Here is a 19853-nt window from a genome sequence, read left to right as displayed (position 1 = left end):
GACCTCAATATTTGCGGGAGATATGTAATTTATGAAACGAATTTTTGAAATTGACCCTTGGAAAGTAATTACCCATAACTTCGATCCAAAAGATAAAAGATTGCAAGAAAGTATGACTGCAATCGGTAACGACTACATGGGTATGAGAGGAAACTTTGAAGAAGGCTACTCAGGTGACAGTCTTCAAGGTACATACTTAGCTGGTGTTTGGTTCCCAGACAAAACTGTAGTTGGTTGGTGGAAGAACGGTTATCCAAAATACTTTGGTAAGACCCCTAACGCACCAAGTTTTATCGGAATCGGAATTACAGTAAATGGTGAAAAGATCGACTTAGCTAAAGTAAAATTTGATGATTTTGAATTAGCACTCGATATGCACCAAGGCCTTCTTACAAGAAGCTTCGTTTATGAAGGCAAGGACGTTAAAGTAAAATTTGAATTTGAACGTTTCCTTCACATCATTCAAAAAGAAGCTGCTTTGATCAAAGTTAAGGCAACTGTACTTGAAGGTCATGCAAAGATTGACTTTGATTCAACTTTAGACGGTACTGTTGTTAACGAAGACAGTAACTACGGTGATCGCTTCTGGATTCCACTTGGCGAAGACAAGGATGAAAGGAGCATCCAAGTTAAAACTAAGGCAAATCCTTATGACGTTCCACAATTCACTGTTTTGCTTAAGGAAAGCTTACGTCATAACGGTGAAGCAGTTAACGGCGACGTTACTACTGAAGATGCAAAATTAAGCGAAAAGTTCTCAGTAGACTTAAATGAAAACGAAAGCTATGAACTTGAAAAAGATGTCATTGTTGTAACTAGCCGTGACGTTGAAGACAAAGATCAACCTGCTGTAGCTGACAACTTAATGAAGAAACTTCAATCAAAGAGCTTCGATGAAAACTTAGCAGATCATACAGAAGCTTGGAAGAAGCGCTGGGAAACTAGTGATGTCGCAATTGCTGGTGACGATGCAGCTCAACAAGGTATTCGTTTCAACATTTGTCAATTGTTCATGACTTACTACGGTGAAGACAAGCGTTTGAACGTTGGTCCTAAAGGATTTACCGGTGAAAAATATGGTGGTGCTACTTACTGGGACACTGAAGCTTACATCGTTCCAATGTACTTAGCTGTAACTAAGCCAAGCGTTACAAGAGCACTTCTTCAATATCGTCACGATCAATTGCCAGGTGCTTACCACAACGCTAAGGAACAAGGACTTCCAGGTGCATTGTTCCCAATGGTTACCTTCAACGGTATTGAATGCCACAACGAATGGGAAATCACTTTTGAAGAAATCCACAGAAATGCGGACATTCCTCACGCAATCGCTATGTACACTGATTACACTGGCGACGATAGCTACGTTAAGAACGAAGGTATGGACGTTTTAGTTGGTACCGCAAGATTCTGGGCAGCTAGAGTTCACTGGTCAAAGTGGCGTAACAAGTACGTAATGCACGGTGTAACGGGTCCTAATGAATACGAAAACAACGTAAATAACAACTGGTTCACCAACACCATGGCAAGATGGCTTCTCAAATACACTTTGGAACGTTTGCCACTTGCTACTAAGGAAGCTCAAGAAAGAGTTCGCGTAACTGACGAAGAAAAGGCTAAATGGCAAGACATCGTAGATAACATGTACTTACCAGAAGACAAGGAACGAGGCATCTTCTTACAACAAGATGACTTCCTAGACAAGGATATTCGTCCAGTTAGCGAAATCGAAGATCAACGTCCAATTAACCAACACTGGTCATGGGACAAGATCTTGAGATCACCATTCATCAAGCAAGCCGATGTTTTACAAGGTATCTACTTCTTGAACGATGAATACACTATGGAACAAAAGGAAAAGAACTTCGACTTCTACGAACCATTAACAGTTCACGAAAGTTCACTTTCACCATGTATTCACTCAATCTTAGCTGCTGAACTTGGCAAGCAAGAAAAAGCTGTAGAGCTTTACCAAAGAACTGCTCGTCTTGACCTTGATAACTACAACAACGATACAGTTGATGGTTTGCACATCACTTCAATGAGTGGTTCATGGCTTGCAATTGTTCAAGGTTTCGCAGGCATGCGTTACGATCACAACCAATTGAAGTTCAACCCATTTGTTCCTGAAGGTTGGGATCACTACAGCTTCAAGATCAACTACCGTGGTCGCTTGATCGAAGTTTATGTTGATCATGAAGGAACTAAGCTTACTTTGCTTAAAGGTGAAGATTTAGACGTATTAGTTCACGATAAGAAAATTACTCTTAAAGAAGGTGAAACTACAAATGCTTAAAGGATTACTTTTCGATTTAGATGGTGTTTTAACTAACTCAGCTAAGTTTCACCTCACAGCTTGGAATAATTTAGCCAAGGAATTAGGCATTACTTTAACAGATGCTCAACTTGACAGTTTACGTGGTATTTCAAGAATGGATTCACTTAACCTGATCTTGAAGTACGGTGGTCAAGAAGACAAATACACCGAAGCAGAAAAAGAAAAGTTTGCTGCTGAAAAGAACGCTAAGTTTGTTGAACAAGTTGAAACTATGACACCAAAGGATATCTTGCCTGGTATTCCTGAATTGTTAGCAGATGCTAAGAAGCAAAACTTAAAGATGGTAATTGCTTCTGCTTCAAAGAATGCACCTAAGATTTTAACTAGATTGGGTATCATGGATGAATTTGATGGGATCGTTGATCCAGCAACTCTTCACCATGGTAAGCCAGATCCGGAAATCTACATTAAGGCGCAAGAAATTGCCGGCTTAAAGGCAGACGAAGTAATCAGCTTTGAAGATGCCAAGGCTGGTGTTGAAGCGATCAAGGCTGCTCATCAATTTGCAGTTGGTATTGGTGATAAAGAGCTTTTAAAGGAAGCTGACTACATCGTTCCAACAACTGCTGATCTTAAGCTTAGTGAAATTGAAAAAGTTTTTGAAGAAAAAGAATAAAAGTTAGAGAGTAGGGGAAACAATGGTTGAGGTTGATTTAAACCATATTTACAAGAAATACGAAGGCAACGATAAGTATTCTGTAAATGACTTTGACTTACATATTAAAGATAAGGAGTTCATCGTTTTCGTTGGACCTTCTGGTTGTGGTAAGTCAACAACGTTAAGAATGGTTGCCGGCTTGGAAGATATCAGTGAAGGTACCTTGGAAATTGATCACAAGGTAATGAATGATGTCGCTCCAAAGGATAGACACATTGCGATGGTTTTCCAGAACTACGCTTTGTATCCACACATGACTATTTATGACAATATTGCTTTCAGCCTTAAATTACGTCACGTAGATAAAGCTGAAATTGATAAACGTGTTCATAAGGCCGCTAAGATGTTGGGCTTGGAAGAATACTTAGATAAAAAGCCAGGCGCTTTGTCCGGTGGTCAACGTCAGCGTGTTGCTTTAGGGCGTGCGATTGTACGTAGTGCCCCTATTCTATTAATGGATGAACCTCTTTCTAATTTGGACGCTAAGCTTCGTGTATCAATGCGTGCCAACATTGCCAAGCTGCACCAACAACTTGGCACAACCACTATTTACGTAACTCACGACCAGACTGAAGCCATGACTTTGGCTGACAGAATCGTAGTTATGTCAGTAGGTAAGGTTGAACAAATTGGCACACCACTTGAGGTTTACAACCACCCAGTTAACCAATTCGTTGCTGGATTTATCGGTTCACCTCAAATGAACTTCTTTAACGTCCATTACAAAGACCAAAGAATTTCTGATGGCAAGGGTCTGGATATCGAAATCCCTGAAGGTAAAGCTAAGATGCTTGAACAAAAGGGATACAACGATAAGGATGTTGTCTTTGGTATTCGTCCAGAAGACATCCACTCAGAAGAAGCATTTATGGAAACTTGGCCAAACTCAGTTGTTGAATCTAAGGTTGTTGTTTCAGAACTTTTGGGTTCAACCATCCAACTTTATCAAGAAGTTGACGGAACTGAATTTGTAGCCTTGGTAAACGCTCGTGATTATCACAAGCCAGGCGATAAGGTAAAGATGGGCTTCGATGTTAACAAAGCTCACTTCTTTGATAAAGACACCACAAAGGCTATCGTTAACTAATTTTAATTAAAGCTTACAACCATATGTAGCAAAGGCTACTGTTGTTAAGAATTGTTTATTGTTTTGATTTTTAGGAGGAAAAAAGTCATGAAGTTTTGGAAGAAAATGGCTTTAGGTAGTACTGCTGTTTTAGCTGCTATGTCACTTGCAGCTTGTTCAAACGGCTCATCAAATTCATCAAGTAGTAATGGAAGCTCAAGTAAGAGTGCAAATTTGACTCTTTGGGTAGATACTGAACAAGTTCCTTACTACAAGCAAATTGCTAAGGACTTCACTAAGAAGAACAAAAACATCAAGGTTCGTGTTGTTCAAAGTCCTAACGGTTCAGCTAACGCTAAGACTGATGTTGGTAAGGACCCATCAAAGGCTGCCGATGTATTTGAAGTTCCTAACGACCAATTAGGTCAAATGGCTGAAGCTGGTTACATTAACCCACTTTCACCTTCAGCAACTAAAGACATTAAGGCTAACTACATTAGCGTTGCATCACAAGGTGTAACTTGGAAGAACAAGATTTACGCATTCCCATACGCACAACAAGCACAAACTATTTACTACAACAAGTCTAAGCTTTCTGCCAACGACGTTAAGGACTGGAAGACTTTAACCTCTAAGGGTGTTGTAGCTACTGACTTCACTAACGCGTACGTAATGTGGCCAGTAATGTTCTCAGCAGGTACAAAGCTTTACGGTGACAATGGTGAAGACCTTAAGGGCTCAACATTTAACTCAACTAACGGTGTAAACGCATTGAAGTGGTACGCAGCTCAAAAGAACAACAAGGGCGTAATGCAAACTTCAAACGCTTTGAACCAATTGAAGAAGGGTAACGCACAAGCTATTCTTGATGGTCCATGGAACGCAGCTAACATTAAGAAGATCTTAGGCAAGAACTTCGCAGTTGCTAAGTATCCTAAGATTGACGTTGGTGGTAAGAACGTACAAATGGAAGCATTCCTTGGTATCGAAGGCTTCGCAGTTAACTCACACACCAAGAACGCTAAGGCTGCTTCAGATTTAGCTGCTTACATCACTAACAAGAAAGCTCAATTAATTGCCCACAAGGAAGCTGGTCAAATTCCTGTACTTAAGGCTGCTGTAAACTCAAGCGCTGTTAAGAGTGACCCAGTTGCTGAATCTGTAATTGAAATGGCTAAGCCAGGTAACTCAGTATTGCAACCAATGCTTCCACAAATGGCAACATTCTGGAACGAAGCAGCTCCACTTATCAGTGGTACTTACGACGGCAAGATCAAGCCAGCACAATACAAAGCAAAGCTTGCTAAATTGCAAAAAGATATTTCAAAGAAATAATTTAAATCAAATATTTCTTAAAGCATAAGCAAAGGTTGGCAAAAAATTCCAACCTTTTTGCCTAAGAAGGGGAGAAGTTATGTTTCTAAAGAAAAAGCATGTAGCTCCTAAAGCAACATATCGCGAAGTATGGTCTAAGGGTGACATTGCTACCAAATTATCATTCTTCATAATGGGTAGTAATGCTTTAGCCAACAAGCAATGGGTAAAAGGTCTTGCATTCTTAATCTCAGAGATCGTATTCATCGCTTGGTTCATATTAAGTGGTATTCCTACTTTAAACTCATTAGCTACATTAGGTACTGTTAAAACAAAAAAAGTTGTCTACGATGCCGCTCAAGGTGTTTATGTTACTAAACAACCTTCAAACTCAGTTCTGATTTTGTTATTCGGTGTTTTAGCAATTATCTTGTGTATTGCAATAATTGCTCTTTACATCGTTAACTTAAAATCAACAAAACATAATTATATTTTGAAGCGTGACGGTGAACATATTCCTACTAACGTTGAAGAACTTAAGAGTTTGCTTGACACTCGTTTGCATACAACCTTAATGTGTATTCCATTACTTGGTATCTTGTTCTTCACGATTTTGCCAACGGTCTTCATGATTTCGATGGCTTTTACCAACTATGATCGTCAACACCCAATTGCCTTTTCTTGGACAGGTTTTCAAGCATTCGGCAATGTGCTTAGTGGTGACCTTGCTGGTACTTTCTTCCCAGTATTAGGCTGGACTTTGATTTGGGCTGTAGCTGCTACTGCTACTACCTTCTTCTTCGGAGTATTACTTGCCTTATTGATTGAATCAAAAGGTATTAAGTACAAGGCATTCTGGAGAACTGTCTTTGTAATTATTTGGGCTGTCCCACAATTCGTATCACTTTTGATGATGGCTCAATTCTTGGATTACCAAGGTGCTTTAAACAACATCTTGATGAACTTGCACTGGATTAGTTCGCCAATTCACTTTATTGACAACCAAGCTTCTCCATTAGTTGCAAGATTAACCGTTATTATCGTTAACATGTGGATTGGTATCCCAGTTTCAATGTTAGTTTCAACTGCGATTATCCAAAACTTACCACAGGATCAAATTGAAGCTGCCAAGATTGACGGTGCTAATGCAGCACAAATTTTCAGATCAATTACTTTCCCACAAATCTTATTCGTTATGGCACCTTCACTTATTCAACAATTCATTGGTAACATCAACAACTTCAACGTTATCTTCTTGCTGACGGGTGGTGCACCAATGAACAGTAAATATAACGGCGCCGGATCGACTGACTTGCTGGTAACGTGGCTATATAACTTGACCTTCGGTCAAGAGCAACGTTATAACGCATCAGCGGTACTAGGTATCTTAATCTTCATTATTAGTGCGGTTGTCTCGCTGATAGCTTACAGACACACTAATGCTTACAAGGAGGGCTAGACATGAAGTCATATTCAAATCAAAGACGGCTCTCATTAATCTTTCGGTATGTCCTTTTAACAATTTTAGCTATTCTTTGGATTTTACCAATTGTGTGGATCGTCTTAGCAAGTTTTTCATATAACGATACTGGATTTGTTTCGACCTTCTGGCCAGAACAATTCACGTTGCAGAACTATATTGGAATTTTTACAAACCCACAATATCCATTTGGTAACTGGATCATTAACACTTTAGTTGTCTCAATTGCATCAATGATCGTTTCAACATTCTTAACTATTTCAGTTGCTTATGTTCTGTCACGACTTCGTTTTAGATTTAGAAAACCATTCTTGCAAATTGCTTTGGTTCTTGGGATGTTCCCAGGCTTCATGGCAATGATCGCTTTGTACTACATCTTAAAGGGTCTTAACATGTTAAACCTCTTCGGTTTATTCTTGGTTTACGTTGGTGGTGCCGGCCTTGGCTTCTACGTTGCTAAAGGATTCTTCGATACTATTCCTAGATCAATCGACGAAGCTGCCGAAATCGACGGTGCTACTAAATGGCAAGTATTCATCCACATTGGTTTACCACTTTCAAAGCCAATGATCGTTTATACTGCTTTGACTGCCTTCATCGCTCCATGGACAGACTTCATTTTCTCAGGTATTATTCTTTCAACCTCAGGAAATGCCAAGACCTACACGGTTGCCTATGGTTTGTACAACATGGTGCACACAGCCAAAGGTAATGCGACTGCATACTTCGCACAATTCGTTGCAGGGTGTGTAATCATCGCTATCCCTATCACTATCTTGTTCGTATTCATGCAGAAATTCTACGTTAACGGTATTACTGCTGGTGCTGACAAGGGCTAATCAAAAATTTGCTTATGCTAATAATAAAACGTCTTGCTTCGGCAAGGCGCTTTTTGTATATCTTAAAATATGAACAGTTATTTAAGGTCTATTCTAATTATTTGAAGTCTTTAGGTGCTAGAATTAGGGCGGAAGGAAACCAGATTAGTTTCCTAAGGATATAAAAGAATGACAAACATAAAAATAATTCAAGGTGATATTACTAAGATGAAGGCAGATGCAATCGTGAATGCGGCCAATAACTCGCTTCTTGGTGGGGGCGGTGTTGATGGTGCGATTCATGCGGCTGCTGGTCCTCATTTGCTTGAAGAATGTATGACACTGCATGGTTGCCATACAGGGGATGCTAAGATCACATTAGGCTATGATTTACCTGCTAAGCATGTGATTCATACTGTTGGTCCAGTATATTCTGGTGCTCGTAGCGATGATGAGATGCTGGAAGCTTGCTACCGTAATTCACTAGATGTAGCTAAAAATGCGGATTTACATAGCATTATTTTCCCAGCAATCTCAACTGGAGCATTTGGCTTTCCTGCCAAAATGGCAGCTCAAATCGCCTATAAGACGATTACAGACTGGCAAAAGAAAAACAAAACATATAAAATCAAGGTTGCTCTTTGTGCGTATGATGATAAAACTTATCAATTGTACAAACAAATTGCGGCATAATAAAAAGCTGTTTAGTTCAAAACTAAACAGCCTTTTATTTTATCTATCGCGGTAGGATATTCCCCAGGCAAAGATTAATACTAAAATGAAGTTAAGTAAAAGTGTGAATCCTGTTACCCAGAATACTGTCGCATAATTGGATAAACCTGAAATCATAGATCCCATTAACGAACCAAGTACGGCACCAACCGCCTGGAAAGACTGGTTATAAGAGAAAATACGGCCAAAACTTTCACTAGGTGTGTTTAAGGTTAAAACGGTCTGTGCAGCGGGCAACATTCCCGCACTGGCAATTCCTAACAAGAATCTCAAACCTGCCAGAACCCACGGATTATTAGTTAATGCCATTGGAATAAATAGGATAAAGCCAACAATTAAACCAATTCTTAATACTCTCAAAGGTCCAACTTCATCCATCTTATGTCCAATCTTTGATGCAGCAATCAAAGTACCAAGTCCTGGTGTTGCGGCAACAACACCGGCAACCAAAGCCACGTTTTTACCGTTAGGCATCATCGATTTAACATAGAGCGAAACAATAGGATCGATTGACATGGTTGATGATTGAACAAGCATGGTAGTGATGAACATAACGATGATCAATTTTACACTAGGCAAACTCTTCATGATTTCACTCATAGGTTTCATCTTTTCACGAGAAATTGGAGTGAATTCTTCATGAACTAAGAATGTAGTGCCTAAAAAGACGAGGAACATTAAAAGTCCAGTGATAAAGAATGAGATTCGGTAGCCCCAAGCACCGCCAAGCCAGTTACCAAAGAAACTTGATAAAGCACCACCAAGTAATGGGCCAACTAAGTTACCAGCGGTTCCGGCAGTCATCATCTGGCTCATTACCCAGCCGCTTCTTTGGTGAGGCGTTTCACCAGCCATTAATGCCGTTGCATTATTGATATAACCGGAAAAAGCTCCCTGAATAAAACGCATAACGACAATATAAATAGCGTTTGGTGCAAAACCGGTTAAGGTGATGGTCAATGCCATAACACCAGAGGCACGCATACACATTAACTTTCTGCCTTTACGGTCAGCTAAGTTTCCCCAATATGGAGAAACAATTGCCTGAGCAATAAAGGTCATGGCAAAGGCTAAACCAGAGTAGAGGTTGATTTGAAATTTTGAGTAATTACCTAAATCAGAAATAAACAGCGAAACAAATGGCATAGTCATTGAGTAACCCATACCGGTAATAAAACAGCCTAGCCATAGGGTATAAAAGGCCTTATGCCAGCCAGCAGGAAAGGCACTAGATTTTGCAGTTGTCAAAAAGTCATCTCTTTCAAATTAAAAACAATGATTAATTAATAATATTCATTTTAGCACATACAAAAAAGCTAAATTTTCCTCAAATTCTTTCATAAAGCATAACTATTACAATTATAATGTGCTACGATAATGATTCGAGGAAGGAGTTGTCAAAGATGGCACATATGTCACGGCGAGAATACCGGATGAAAAAAGAGCATGGCCAAGCAGGTACTAATCAATCCCGGATTAATTATTCAAGAAGTAAAGTAAATAGCCGAGAAGAATTTAGAAGTAGAAAGATTAGCAATCCTCAACCAATTGATCATGCTAATGTTGCTCGTGCATCTAGAGAAAACACCTCTAGAGAGAATTATCATCACGTTAAGCTAAACTTTTGGACGATTTTCTCAGACCGTCCTTATGTTTCTGTAGCGATCATTGTTCTAGCGCTATTCTTCATCATGATTAAAATGTGGTGGGGTCTAGCTGCTTTATTCGTACTTGTCATCATTGGAATTTTTATTATCGGGCGCAGTCATCACCCAAATCGTGTACTGAGTCTAGAATTCCATATGAAGGCTTCTAGAAAATTGAGCATGCTACGTGCCTTTGAACTTGGTGGTTCAATGGTTATGTTTTTGGCAACTTACATGAAGCAGGTTGTAACGGTTGACTTCTCATCGGCAGGTTCAACCGATAGTTTCCAAATTGTGCAAGGTGTGCTTTCCAATAATGGTGGTTACTACGGCCAACAAGGATCTTATTTCTTAAGTTTGCTTAACACCATAACGGGTGGACAGCTTTGGAGCTCATATCGTTACGCAACTAACAGTGCACAAATGATGAGTAGTAGTTCTGGGCGCTGGATCATTATTTGGATCATGCTTTTGATGATTGCGCCAGCTATTTGCGTTTTGGCTCAATTCTTTAAAGAGCCATATTCAAGAAATGCCACTTTGATTACGTCATTAATTACAACGATCAGTTTTGTTCTAACGCCAGTTTTGATGCGTAGATGGGTTGTCGGTTATGCCATGGAAAATCAAATGACCAGAGCAGGCGCTAATAATGCGGTACACATCGGAACAATGGCTTATGTCGGTATGGCTTGCTCAATCATGGTGTTGGTCATTGCAATTTATCGGTTTGTAAAACAAGATAATTTTGAATAAGGAAAAAACTTTAATTTAGTGTTAGATGAGGATTTGATGGAATCCTCATCTAGCATTTTTATTTTGTCTAAAATAGTCAGCTTACGAATTCATAGATTTATGATCCACCATTTAGTCTAGGAAAATAAAAATACTACTAAAACTTGAATTAATAAAATCAAATGGCCGATTGTAAAATTAAAAGGAATTGGATCGTATCTATCAAACAGCATAAGTGTTCAATTTACGGAGAAATTTATTTACAAGATAATAAATAATGTTATACCTATTGTGGGATGGAGGTGAATCTTCATCCCACAAATTTTTGCCCAAAATAAGATTTAAACGTAACAAAAAAAAGCTTAGTCAATTGGACTAAACTGTTTTTTCTTTTATTTTTCTGGGAATTAAGTAGTGAATAATAAACCTTTATTTTTAATACCAGTTGTGAGCTAACCAAAACTTCTTGGCATTTACCCATGAACCGTAACGGCCGTAAACGTAGTTGTCAGCAGTACGTTCTTGGTTCTTTGGTGATAAGTTGCCACGTAAGTAACTGATATTTAATTGGTACTTACCGTAACAAACACCGTTTCTGGCAGTGTAGCTACCACCTGATTCGCGCATTGCGATCCAGTTCTTAGCAGCTTTTTCTTTCTTTGAAAGCTTTCTGGTTGCGGCTTGTACAGTTTGATTGCCTGAGTTGGTAGAAAAAGTTTCGGCAACTGCGACACATGCAAAGGCAAGTGCTAATGCAGCTAAGATTTTTACTAAAGTAGATTTAACGTGTTTATTCAATTTATTCATTCCTTATTTAAAACTTAAAAAAATTATTTATTTCTTAATGACTATAATTATATAGTACAAGGTCAATGTGACAGCAGTGTTACAAAATGACAACGCCACTCTTACAATCAAGAATAATTAGCCTTTTTTAAGCGTTTACGTCCTTAGTTTGGTAAAATTTAAGGGAAATATGTATTATTTAGGAGGTCAAAATGGCTGTAAAACGTTTTTATGAAATTTTTCACCCAGAACATTACGATTTGCGCATCAATGTAAACCGTAAGAATAAAGAGATTAACGGTACTTCTACTATTACTGGTGACGTAATTGAAAACCCAGTATTCATTAATCAAAAGTTTATGACCATCGACAGCGTTAAGGTTGATGGCAAGGACGTTGATTTTGAAGTAGTTGAAAAAGACGAAGCAATCAAGATTGAAACTGGCGTAACTGGCAGAGCCGTAATCGAAATTGCTTATAGCGCACCACTTACCGACACTATGATGGGTATTTACCCTTCATACTACGAATTAGAAGGTAAGAAGAAGCAAATTATCGGTACGCAATTTGAAACTACTTTTGCTCGTCAAGCATTCCCATGTGTTGACGAACCAGAAGCTAAGGCTACCTTCACCCTTGCCCTTAAGTGGGATGAAGAAGACGGCGAAGTTGCACTTGCCAACATGCCAGAAGTTGAAGTTGACCAAGATGGCTACCACCACTTTGAAGAAACTGTTCGGATGTCAAGCTACCTTGTCGCATTTGCCTTTGGTGACTTACAATCAAAGACTACTCACACTAAGGATGGCGTTTTGATTGGTGTTTACGCAACTAAAGCCACAAGCCTAAGGAATTAGACTTTGCTTTGGATATTGCTAAACGCGCAATTGAATTTTACGAAGAATTCTACCAAACTAAGTACCCACTTCCACAATCATTGCAACTTGCTTTGCCAGACTTCAGTGCTGGTGCCATGGAAAACTGGGGTCTTGTAACTTACCGTGAAGCTTACTTATTGCTTGATCCGGACAACACTAGTCTTGAAATGAAGAAGCTTGTTGCCACTGTTATTACTCACGAATTGGCTCACCAATGGTTTGGTGACTTGGTAACCATGAAGTGGTGGGACAACTTATGGCTTAACGAAAGTTTCGCTAACATGATGGAATACTTGTCAGTTGACGCTTTGGAACCTGACTGGCACATCTGGGAAATGTTCCAAACTAGTGAAGCCGCTGCCGCATTATCACGTGATGCTACAGACGGTGTTCAACCAATTCAAATGGAAATTAACGACCCAGCTGATATTGACTCTGTCTTTGACGGTGCCATCGTTTACGCTAAGGGTTCAAGAATGTTAGTCATGGTTCGTTCACTTCTTGGCGACGATGCTTTGAGAAAGGGCCTTAAGTACTACTTCGATCACCACAAGTTTGGCAATGCCACTGGTGACGATCTTTGGGATGCACTTTCAACTGCTACTGATCTTGATATCGGTAAGATTATGCACTCATGGCTTAAGCAACCAGGTTACCCTGTAGTTAACGCATTTATCGATGAAGATGGTCACTTGAAGCTTACTCAAAAGCAATTCTTCGTTGGTGAAGGTGAAGACAAGGGTAGACAATGGCAAATTCCATTGAACGCAAACTTCGACGCTCCTAAGATTATGTCTGAAAAAGAATTAGACTTAGGTAACTACAAGGTTATCCGTGAAGAAGTAGGTCACCCACTTAGACTTAACATTGGCAACAACTCACACTTCATCGTTAAGTACGACAAGACTTTGCTTGATGATATATTGTCAGAGGTTGACGAACTTGAACCAATTGATAAGTTGCAATTATTGCAAGACCTTAGACTTTTGGCAGAAGGTAAGCAAATTTCATACGCTTCAATCGTGCCACTTCTTACTAAGTTCGCAGATTCTAAGTCAAGTTTGGTAATCAACGCATTGTACACTACTGCTGCTAAATTGCGTCAATTCGTTGAACCAGATTCTGCCGCAGAAAAGAACTTGAAGAAGCTTTACGATCTCTTATCTAAGGATCAAGTTGCTCGCTTAGGCTGGAAGGTTAAGGCTGGCGAAAGCGATGAAGATATTCAAATTCGTCCATACGAATTAAGCGCAAGTCTTTACGCTGAAAATGTGGACTCAATTAAGGCAGCTCACCAAATCTTTACTGAAAATGAAGATAACTTGGAAGCATTGAATGCAGATATTCGTCCATACGTTTTAATCAATGAAGTTAAGAACTTTGGCAATGCTGAATTAGTTGATAAGTTAATTAAGGAATACCAAAGAACAGCTGACCCATCATACAAGGTTGACTTACGCAGCGCTGTAACCAGCACCAAGGATCTTGCAGCTATCAAGGCTATTGTTGGCGACTTTGAAAATGCTGACGTAGTTAAGCCACAAGATTTACGTGGTTGGTACCGTGGTTTACTTGCTAACCATTATGGTCAACAAGCAGCTTGGGACTGGATCAGAGAAGACTGGGATTGGCTTGACAAGACTGTTGGTGGTGACATGGAATTTGCTACATTTATCACTGCTACTACAGGCGTCTTCCATACCCCAGAAAGACTTAAGGAATTCAAGGAATTCTTTGAACCCAAGATTAATGTTCCACTTCTTAGTCGTGAAATTAAGATGGACATTAAGGTCATCGAAGGCAAGGTTAACTTGATCGAAGACGAAAAAGATGCTGTAAACAGTGCAGTTGCTAAGGCAATTGACTAGAAAATAAATAGCTAAAAAGAATAAGGATTCACTCTGTAGAAAGTGGATCCTTATTTTTTCGTGGTATAATAACTTTTATTGCTTACCTTAGATAAGAAGGGAGTTTTTCTTTGGGTAAACGAGATTTAGATACAGCATTTTTCGGACAACCAAAGGGTTTGTCCACTTTATTCTTTACTGAAATGTGGGAGCGCTTCAGTTACTACGGCATGCGTGCCATCTTACTTTTCTACATGTATTACGCAGTTACCAAGGGTGGTCTTGGTATGGACCAAACTACCGCTGCTTCAATCATGTCAATTTATGGTTCGCTTGTTTATTTATCTACCTTAGTTGGTGGTTGGCTCTCAGATAGAGTATGGGGTTCAAGAAAGACCGTCTTTTATGGTGGTGTCTTGATCATGCTCGGTCACATTGTTTTGGCCTTGCCAGCTGGTGTTAGTGCATTGTATGCCTCAATCGCTTTGATCGTGGTTGGTACCGGGTTACTTAAGCCTAACGTATCTTCAATGGTTGGTGGCCTTTATTCTGTAGAAGATCGTCGTCGAGACGCTGGTTTTAGTATTTTTGTTTTTGGTATTAATATTGGTTCATTCCTTGCACCACTCCTTGTACCATGGGCAGCACAAGGCTTCGGCTTTAACGTTTTTGGCACCGAATGGAACTTCCATGCCGGCTTCTCACTTGCCGCTGTTGGTATGTTCTTAGGGTTAGTGCAATATGCTCTTGGCGGTAGAAAGTATCTTTCAACTGATAGTTTGACGCCAAATGATCCTATTGATAAAGGCGACTTGCTCAACATTATTAAATGGGTAGTTATTGGTATTGTCGCAATCGCTATTGCATTAGCTGCAATGGCTGGTGTAGGTCAATTAAACGTTAATAACGTTATTACTTTGCTTACTATTTTGGCTATTGCGTTGCCAATCTACTACTTCGTCATGATGCTCCGGAGCCCTAAGGTTACTAAGATTGAACGTTCACGTGTTAAAGCTTATATTCCATTATTCTTCGCCGCAGCTATTTTCTGGGGAATAGAAGAATCTGGTTCAGTTGTTTTAGCACTTTTTGCGGAACAAAGAACTGTGCTTCATGTTGGCAGCTGGCACTTTGCGGCAGCTAACTTCCAGTCACTTAATCCATTGTTTATTATGATTTTGACACCAGTATTTGTTTGGCTTTGGGAACACTGGAAGAAGCAACCAAGTGCACCAGGTAAGTTTGCTGCAGGTCTTGTATTTGCAGGTCTTTCATACATGTGGATGGCTTTGCCAGGGATGCTCTTCGGCACCAGTGGTCGAGTTAGTCCATTATGGCTTGTGGGTTCATGGTTCTTAGTTGAAATCGCTGAAATGTTAATTTCACCAATTGGTTTATCAATCACCACGAAACTTGCACCAAATGCATTCCGTTCACAAATGATGAGTATGTGGTTCATGGCCGATGCGACCGGTCAGGCTGTTAACGCCCAAATTGTTAAATTCTATTCTTCTGGCACCGAAATACAATACTTCTTGGCTGTCGGTGTAGTTAGTGTAATCTTTGGTATAATCATGTTTGCACTAGTTAAGAAGATTAATGTTTTAATGGAAGGTATTCACTAATTAATTAAATAATTGAAAAATAATCCTACTGAAAAAGTAGGATTATTTTTATTTGTTAAAAAGCGAATATTAATTCAAAATTAAACACCAAAAAGGGGAAGAAATTATGAAAAAGAAAAAGATTAATTGGGCGAATATTGCTATAAGACATTAATGTCGTTTATTGGTGTTGCCATTTTATCAATGGGGAACCACGTTCTTACGTGGAGGTAATGTGAGTCTAGATCCATTTACTGCGGTTAACACGGGTATTTCTAATTGGACTTGGTGTTTATCAATTAGCCGTAAACTTGGTAATATTCATTTTTATTTTGTGGCTTGACCGTAAACAAATCGATATCGAGACTATTTTAAACATGGTCTTGGTCGGATTTGAAATTCAATGGTTTACTACGATTTATCACCAATTATTTGGCTATCGTACCACTTTCTTGATTGTGGCGGCCGATACTTTGAATGGTTTAATTTTGTTCACACTTGGTGCGTCACTTTACATGGCACCAGACTTGGGCGCTGCACCATATGATGCCATTGCGCCAATTATTACGTAGAGAACCAAGCTATCTTACAGAACTGCTAGAATTACACAAGATGTTTTATTCATGGTTGCTGCCGTTATTGTGGGTGGTCCTGTTGGCTTCGGTACCATCATCGTTGCCTTCTTTACTGGTCCGCTTATCTCATGGTGGAATGATCACGTATCTAACCCAATGGTTAAGACAATTAATGACGCTACTAAGCCTAAGGAAGAGTGTAATCAAAACTCTGCCGTTATGCTTTTGTCTCACATCGGTAAGCATACTTATCACACCATCTATAACGCATTACAAACAACTGAAACGATGCGTAACCATATGGATCAATACTTCACTTCTGAATTAAGAAGTCAATTGAAAATTGTTCGTCGTAACATGGCCAACTCTAAGGAAATGTATGATTCATTTGTTGAACAAGAAAAGCTTTTGCAAAATCAATTGAATAAGAGAATAGCTAAAGCAAAGAATAAGTAAATAAAATCAAAAAAATAAAGCTCTACGAAAGTAGGACTTTTTTTGCCACTTAGAAACAAAAAATGACCACTTAGTTCAAAAGGGTAGAAAATAGACAAAAATTATATTTTAATTAAAATATCAAGTGGAAGGAGTGAGAAACATGAAAGTAAAACTTGAAATTGATCCTGATGCAGATGAAACAGAAGTTGTGATCAAAGCTAAAAGTATTTCCTCGGAAATAAAACAGCTCTACCAAAGTTTGCAAAAGAAGCAACATGCTGATGAAATTGAATGTTTCAAGAATCATGTTTCTTACTATTTGCCAATTGATGACATTTTGTTCTTCGAAACGGATGCTAAACAGGTAATGGTACATACGAAAAATCAGGCCTATTTAGTGAAATATAAATTGTATGAACTTGAAAATTTGTTGGGTACAGGTTTTATGCGAATATCCAAATCAACGATTGTAAATCTGGATAATATTTATGGCTTAACGCGTTCGATTTCAAATTGTAAGATTCAATTCCACGATTCGTATAAAACAATTTATGCTTCACGGCGTTATTACAAAGATTTGTGTCATCGCTTAAATGAAAGAAGGTTTTAATGATGAAAAAGAATTTTAGCAGGATTCTCCTGGGTGTAGGATTCATTGCAGCAGCTGTACTGTTGGTAGTTGATCAACTGCAACTATTTGATTTTCAAATTGGCTTCACAACCATTATTTTTACTGCGATTTTTGTAGCTTTATTCATTAAAGGATTGTTTGATCGTAGTATTTATCTATCGGTCTTCTCACTCGCATTTTTAGCAATTTTGTACTCGAAAAAGCTTCATTTTGCTTCCATGCTATCACCAATGATGATTTTATTCGTAGCCTTATTGGTTTCAATTGGACTGAGTTTGCTTTTTACCAAAAGTGTTAAGCCAAAAGTAGTTATCAACGGAGACATTGGAGAAAACACTATTGATGAAAATTCAGATGATATCGTAATTGATCACAGAATGGGTGATACTTCTCGTTATGTTCATTCACAACACCTAAAATCAATCACTATCAATGCTTCAATGGGTGACGTGAATGTTTACCTTGATGATGCCCAAGCTGCAGGAGACCGCGTTAATGTTAATATGAGCGCATCGATGGGTGACGTTGATTTCTTTATTCCATTATCTTGGCAAGTTGAAAATCACTTAAATGCAACCTTGGGTGATATAACAGTTAAAGGTAAAAGCAATGGTGGTGGTCCAACACTAGTTTTGCGGGGTAAGGCTAATATGGGTGATGTAACTATTAATTACATATAAAAAAGACGTGGTATAAAACCACGTTTTTTTAAAATCTGTGCAAAGCAATTGCATAAATTATTAAGATTAAACCCAAGATTAAGAAAATAATTGCAAGGCTGCGTTGCCACTTGGCTTCGTTTTTGCTATCTTCTTTATTCTTATTAGTATTATTTTGTTTTTCATTTACATATCTAAGGTATGAAATTACCGCTACAAGCAGGCAAAGAATTCCAATTATTAACATAAAAATCCTCTCAAAAATCTATATCTTTTTTATCCTAATTTTACGCAAAAAAATAAAGCTCTTCAAACCCGAAAAGCTTTATTTTTGTATTTTAGTAGACGATTACTGGTTCATTAGTTATAACGTTGTTCCAAACGCTTCTAATTTCTGCAGGACGAATGTTAACACAACCGTGTGAACCACCTTGTAAGTAAGCTGTCTTGCTCCAGTCAGTTCTCCAACTAGCATCGTGAAGACCACAACCACTTAAAGTAAATGGCATCCAGTATTGAACCTTTGATGCGTATTTAGAACCATCATCGTTAAGTCCACGAAGTACACTTGGTGATTGCTTGTACATGATGTACCAAACGCCTTTAGGAGTTTGGTTGCCTTTACCGCCTTCAAGAGTACCGGTAACGACATCGTTTAAATGAACAGCAACACGGCCTTTGCGTACGATCCATAATTCTTGGTTCTTAATAGATACAACAACGTAGTTTTTACCAATACCGTTATTGCTCTTGCCGTAGCCGTGAGCGTAAGTACTGTAACCCTCGCCGTAGATGTATTTACTACCATCAACAGTAGTGTCGCCATTCATAAAGGCCTTTTCTACAGCCTCTGCAGCCTTCTTTACATAAACACCCCACCCGTAACTTTCGTTAGTAGTAGTGATTGTCTTACCGTTGACCTTATTGCCAACAGGAACAGTGACTTTATAAGTCTTCTTAAGAGTCTTAACTTCGTTATTGATTTCTTTTAATCGTTTGGTTAAGCCCTTAACATCAGTAAATTGATATTTGCCATCTTTATAAGTAACTTCACTAATCAAATCAGCGGCATTTAATTTGTAGCTCTTACCATTAATGTTGTAAGTAACTGAGGCCTTTTGCATCTTTTGCAAGTTCTTCTTAGCGTCGCTTAAATCCTTTGAATTGTAAGTGTACTTTTGTTTGTTAGGCAAGTCTGTATGTTGTTTATCGAAGTAATTCTTTACAGTTTGACTATCAATTGTTTGGATGTTTGCATCCCTTTCAGAAACTAATTTCTTGTTTCTTAAGAAGAATACGTTGTCTGCCTTTTCGTTAATCTTATCGGTAGCCTTGTTAACAGTTAAATTGCCAACTTTAACTCCATAGATTGTAACGTTAGGGTTGAAGTGGGTAGTCGCAAAAGTACGTTGCTTTTGTTCGGCTTGAACCCTCTTGTTGTGAATAAACACACCACAAATAATTGCAATTATGATAATTACGCCGATAATTATTAAATAGAGATTATTGCGGCTATTATGTTTTCTAAGTTCTCTTCTAGATTGCATATTGTTATTACCCATCTCTTTAATTTTCGAATAAGTGTTTGCTTTGACACAGTATAGCAAGTATTACTAATATAGTAAAGTTACTTACTTATTTTACCTTA

General features: G+C 38.6%; 15 protein-coding genes and 2 pseudogenes. 13 read left to right on the top strand and 4 right to left on the bottom strand.

Going from position 1 to position 19853, the window contains the following annotated elements:
* Positions 1–31 precede the first annotated feature (31 nt).
* From JCM1039_RS00565 to JCM1039_RS00535, 7 genes are all read left to right on the top strand, one after another.
* Positions 32–2296, top strand: coding sequence for a glycoside hydrolase family 65 protein (locus tag JCM1039_RS00565; RefSeq protein WP_025014207.1), 2265 nt, complete (start codon positions 32–34; stop codon positions 2294–2296).
* On the top strand, positions 2289–2954 hold the full coding sequence (pgmB, locus tag JCM1039_RS00560; RefSeq protein WP_025014206.1) for a beta-phosphoglucomutase: 666 nt from the start codon (positions 2289–2291) through the stop codon (positions 2952–2954). Before JCM1039_RS00565 ends, pgmB begins: the two co-directional genes overlap by 8 nt.
* A 22-nt stretch (positions 2955–2976) precedes the next feature.
* Positions 2977–4083 (top strand): ABC transporter ATP-binding protein, encoded by a 1107-nt coding sequence (locus JCM1039_RS00555; RefSeq protein WP_025014205.1) that lies wholly within the window; start codon positions 2977–2979, stop codon positions 4081–4083.
* Between the two features lie 87 nt (positions 4084–4170).
* Complete coding sequence (locus tag JCM1039_RS00550; protein WP_025014204.1) at positions 4171–5397, top strand: extracellular solute-binding protein; 1227 nt, start codon at positions 4171–4173, stop codon at positions 5395–5397.
* 79 nt (positions 5398–5476) lie between these two features.
* Positions 5477–6835, top strand: coding sequence for a carbohydrate ABC transporter permease (locus JCM1039_RS00545; RefSeq protein WP_025014203.1), 1359 nt, complete (start codon positions 5477–5479; stop codon positions 6833–6835).
* 2 nt (positions 6836–6837) lie between these two features.
* The gene (locus tag JCM1039_RS00540; RefSeq protein ID WP_025014202.1) at positions 6838–7695 is read left to right on the top strand and encodes a sugar ABC transporter permease; all 858 of its coding nucleotides are present in this window, start codon (positions 6838–6840) and stop codon (positions 7693–7695) included.
* Positions 7696–7863: 168 nt separating this feature from the next.
* The gene (locus tag JCM1039_RS00535; protein WP_025014201.1) at positions 7864–8367 is read left to right on the top strand and encodes an O-acetyl-ADP-ribose deacetylase; all 504 of its coding nucleotides are present in this window, start codon (positions 7864–7866) and stop codon (positions 8365–8367) included.
* Positions 8368–8406: 39 nt separating this feature from the next.
* Here the strand turns inward: JCM1039_RS00535 and JCM1039_RS00530 are convergent, their stop codons facing one another.
* Positions 8407–9654: an MFS transporter gene (locus tag JCM1039_RS00530; protein WP_025014200.1), complete on the bottom strand. Its 1248-nt coding sequence runs from the start codon at positions 9652–9654 to the stop codon at positions 8407–8409.
* Between the two features lie 155 nt (positions 9655–9809).
* On the opposite strand from JCM1039_RS00530, the gene JCM1039_RS00525 reads away from it, so the two are divergent.
* Positions 9810–10808 (top strand): hypothetical protein, encoded by a 999-nt coding sequence (locus JCM1039_RS00525; protein ID WP_025014199.1) that lies wholly within the window; start codon positions 9810–9812, stop codon positions 10806–10808.
* A gap of 414 nt (positions 10809–11222) precedes the next feature.
* Here JCM1039_RS00525 and JCM1039_RS00520 read toward each other — a convergent pair whose 3' ends face one another.
* Positions 11223–11585: an aggregation-promoting factor C-terminal-like domain-containing protein gene (locus JCM1039_RS00520; protein WP_025014198.1), complete on the bottom strand. Its 363-nt coding sequence runs from the start codon at positions 11583–11585 to the stop codon at positions 11223–11225.
* 200 nt (positions 11586–11785) lie between these two features.
* On the opposite strand from JCM1039_RS00520, the pseudogene JCM1039_RS10105 reads away from it, so the two are divergent.
* The 5 genes and pseudogenes from JCM1039_RS10105 to JCM1039_RS00495 all read left to right on the top strand — a co-directional run bounded on the left by JCM1039_RS10105 (position 11786) and on the right by JCM1039_RS00495 (position 18226).
* A pseudogene (locus JCM1039_RS10105) lies at positions 11786–14319 on the top strand (M1 family metallopeptidase).
* A 110-nt stretch (positions 14320–14429) separates the two neighbouring features.
* Positions 14430–15923, top strand: coding sequence for a peptide MFS transporter (locus tag JCM1039_RS00510; protein WP_025014197.1), 1494 nt, complete (start codon positions 14430–14432; stop codon positions 15921–15923).
* A gap of 290 nt (positions 15924–16213) precedes the next feature.
* A pseudogene (locus JCM1039_RS13005) lies at positions 16214–16933 on the top strand (YczE/YyaS/YitT family protein).
* Positions 16934–17075: 142 nt separating this feature from the next.
* A complete protein-coding gene (locus tag JCM1039_RS00500; RefSeq protein WP_025014196.1) occupies positions 17076–17525 on the top strand; it encodes a LytTR family DNA-binding domain-containing protein in 450 nt (149 codons plus the stop codon).
* 2 nt (positions 17526–17527) lie between these two features.
* Complete coding sequence (locus tag JCM1039_RS00495) at positions 17528–18226, top strand: LiaF transmembrane domain-containing protein (protein ID WP_025014195.1); 699 nt, start codon at positions 17528–17530, stop codon at positions 18224–18226.
* 28 nt (positions 18227–18254) lie between these two features.
* On the opposite strand, the gene JCM1039_RS00490 is transcribed toward JCM1039_RS00495, so the two are convergent.
* Positions 18255–18452 (bottom strand): hypothetical protein, encoded by a 198-nt coding sequence (locus JCM1039_RS00490; RefSeq protein WP_025014194.1) that lies wholly within the window; start codon positions 18450–18452, stop codon positions 18255–18257.
* Between the two features lie 91 nt (positions 18453–18543).
* Complete coding sequence (locus JCM1039_RS00485) at positions 18544–19752, bottom strand: L,D-transpeptidase family protein (protein ID WP_025014193.1); 1209 nt, start codon at positions 19750–19752, stop codon at positions 18544–18546.
* Between the last annotated feature and the right edge of the window lie 101 nt (positions 19753–19853).

This window comes from Lactobacillus kitasatonis DSM 16761 = JCM 1039, from assembly GCF_000615285.1.
In the GTDB taxonomy this organism is placed as follows: domain Bacteria; phylum Bacillota; class Bacilli; order Lactobacillales; family Lactobacillaceae; genus Lactobacillus; species Lactobacillus kitasatonis.
Note: the sequence above shows the minus strand (reverse complement) of the source record. Positions and strands in the feature narration are given on the sequence as shown.

What these genes read in the sequence shown, in the direction of transcription:
- JCM1039_RS00555 (WP_025014205.1), top strand. Translation starts at nt 2,977, where the DNA reads ATGGTTGAGGTTGATTTAAACCATATTTACAAGAAATACGAAGGCAAC.
- JCM1039_RS00535 (WP_025014201.1), top strand. Translation starts at nt 7,864, where the DNA reads ATGACAAACATAAAAATAATTCAAGGTGATATTACTAAGATGAAGGCA.
- pgmB (WP_025014206.1), top strand. Translation starts at nt 2,289, where the DNA reads ATGCTTAAAGGATTACTTTTCGATTTAGATGGTGTTTTAACTAACTCA.
- JCM1039_RS00540 (WP_025014202.1), top strand. Translation starts at nt 6,838, where the DNA reads ATGAAGTCATATTCAAATCAAAGACGGCTCTCATTAATCTTTCGGTAT.
- JCM1039_RS00495 (WP_025014195.1), top strand. Translation starts at nt 17,528, where the DNA reads ATGAAAAAGAATTTTAGCAGGATTCTCCTGGGTGTAGGATTCATTGCA.
- JCM1039_RS00490 (WP_025014194.1), bottom strand. Translation starts at nt 18,452, where the DNA reads ATGTTAATAATTGGAATTCTTTGCCTGCTTGTAGCGGTAATTTCATAC.
- JCM1039_RS00500 (WP_025014196.1), top strand. Translation starts at nt 17,076, where the DNA reads ATGAAAGTAAAACTTGAAATTGATCCTGATGCAGATGAAACAGAAGTT.
- JCM1039_RS00550 (WP_025014204.1), top strand. Translation starts at nt 4,171, where the DNA reads ATGAAGTTTTGGAAGAAAATGGCTTTAGGTAGTACTGCTGTTTTAGCT.
- JCM1039_RS00545 (WP_025014203.1), top strand. Translation starts at nt 5,477, where the DNA reads ATGTTTCTAAAGAAAAAGCATGTAGCTCCTAAAGCAACATATCGCGAA.
- JCM1039_RS00525 (WP_025014199.1), top strand. Translation starts at nt 9,810, where the DNA reads ATGGCACATATGTCACGGCGAGAATACCGGATGAAAAAAGAGCATGGC.
- JCM1039_RS00565 (WP_025014207.1), top strand. Translation starts at nt 32, where the DNA reads ATGAAACGAATTTTTGAAATTGACCCTTGGAAAGTAATTACCCATAAC.
- JCM1039_RS00485 (WP_025014193.1), bottom strand. Translation starts at nt 19,752, where the DNA reads ATGCAATCTAGAAGAGAACTTAGAAAACATAATAGCCGCAATAATCTC.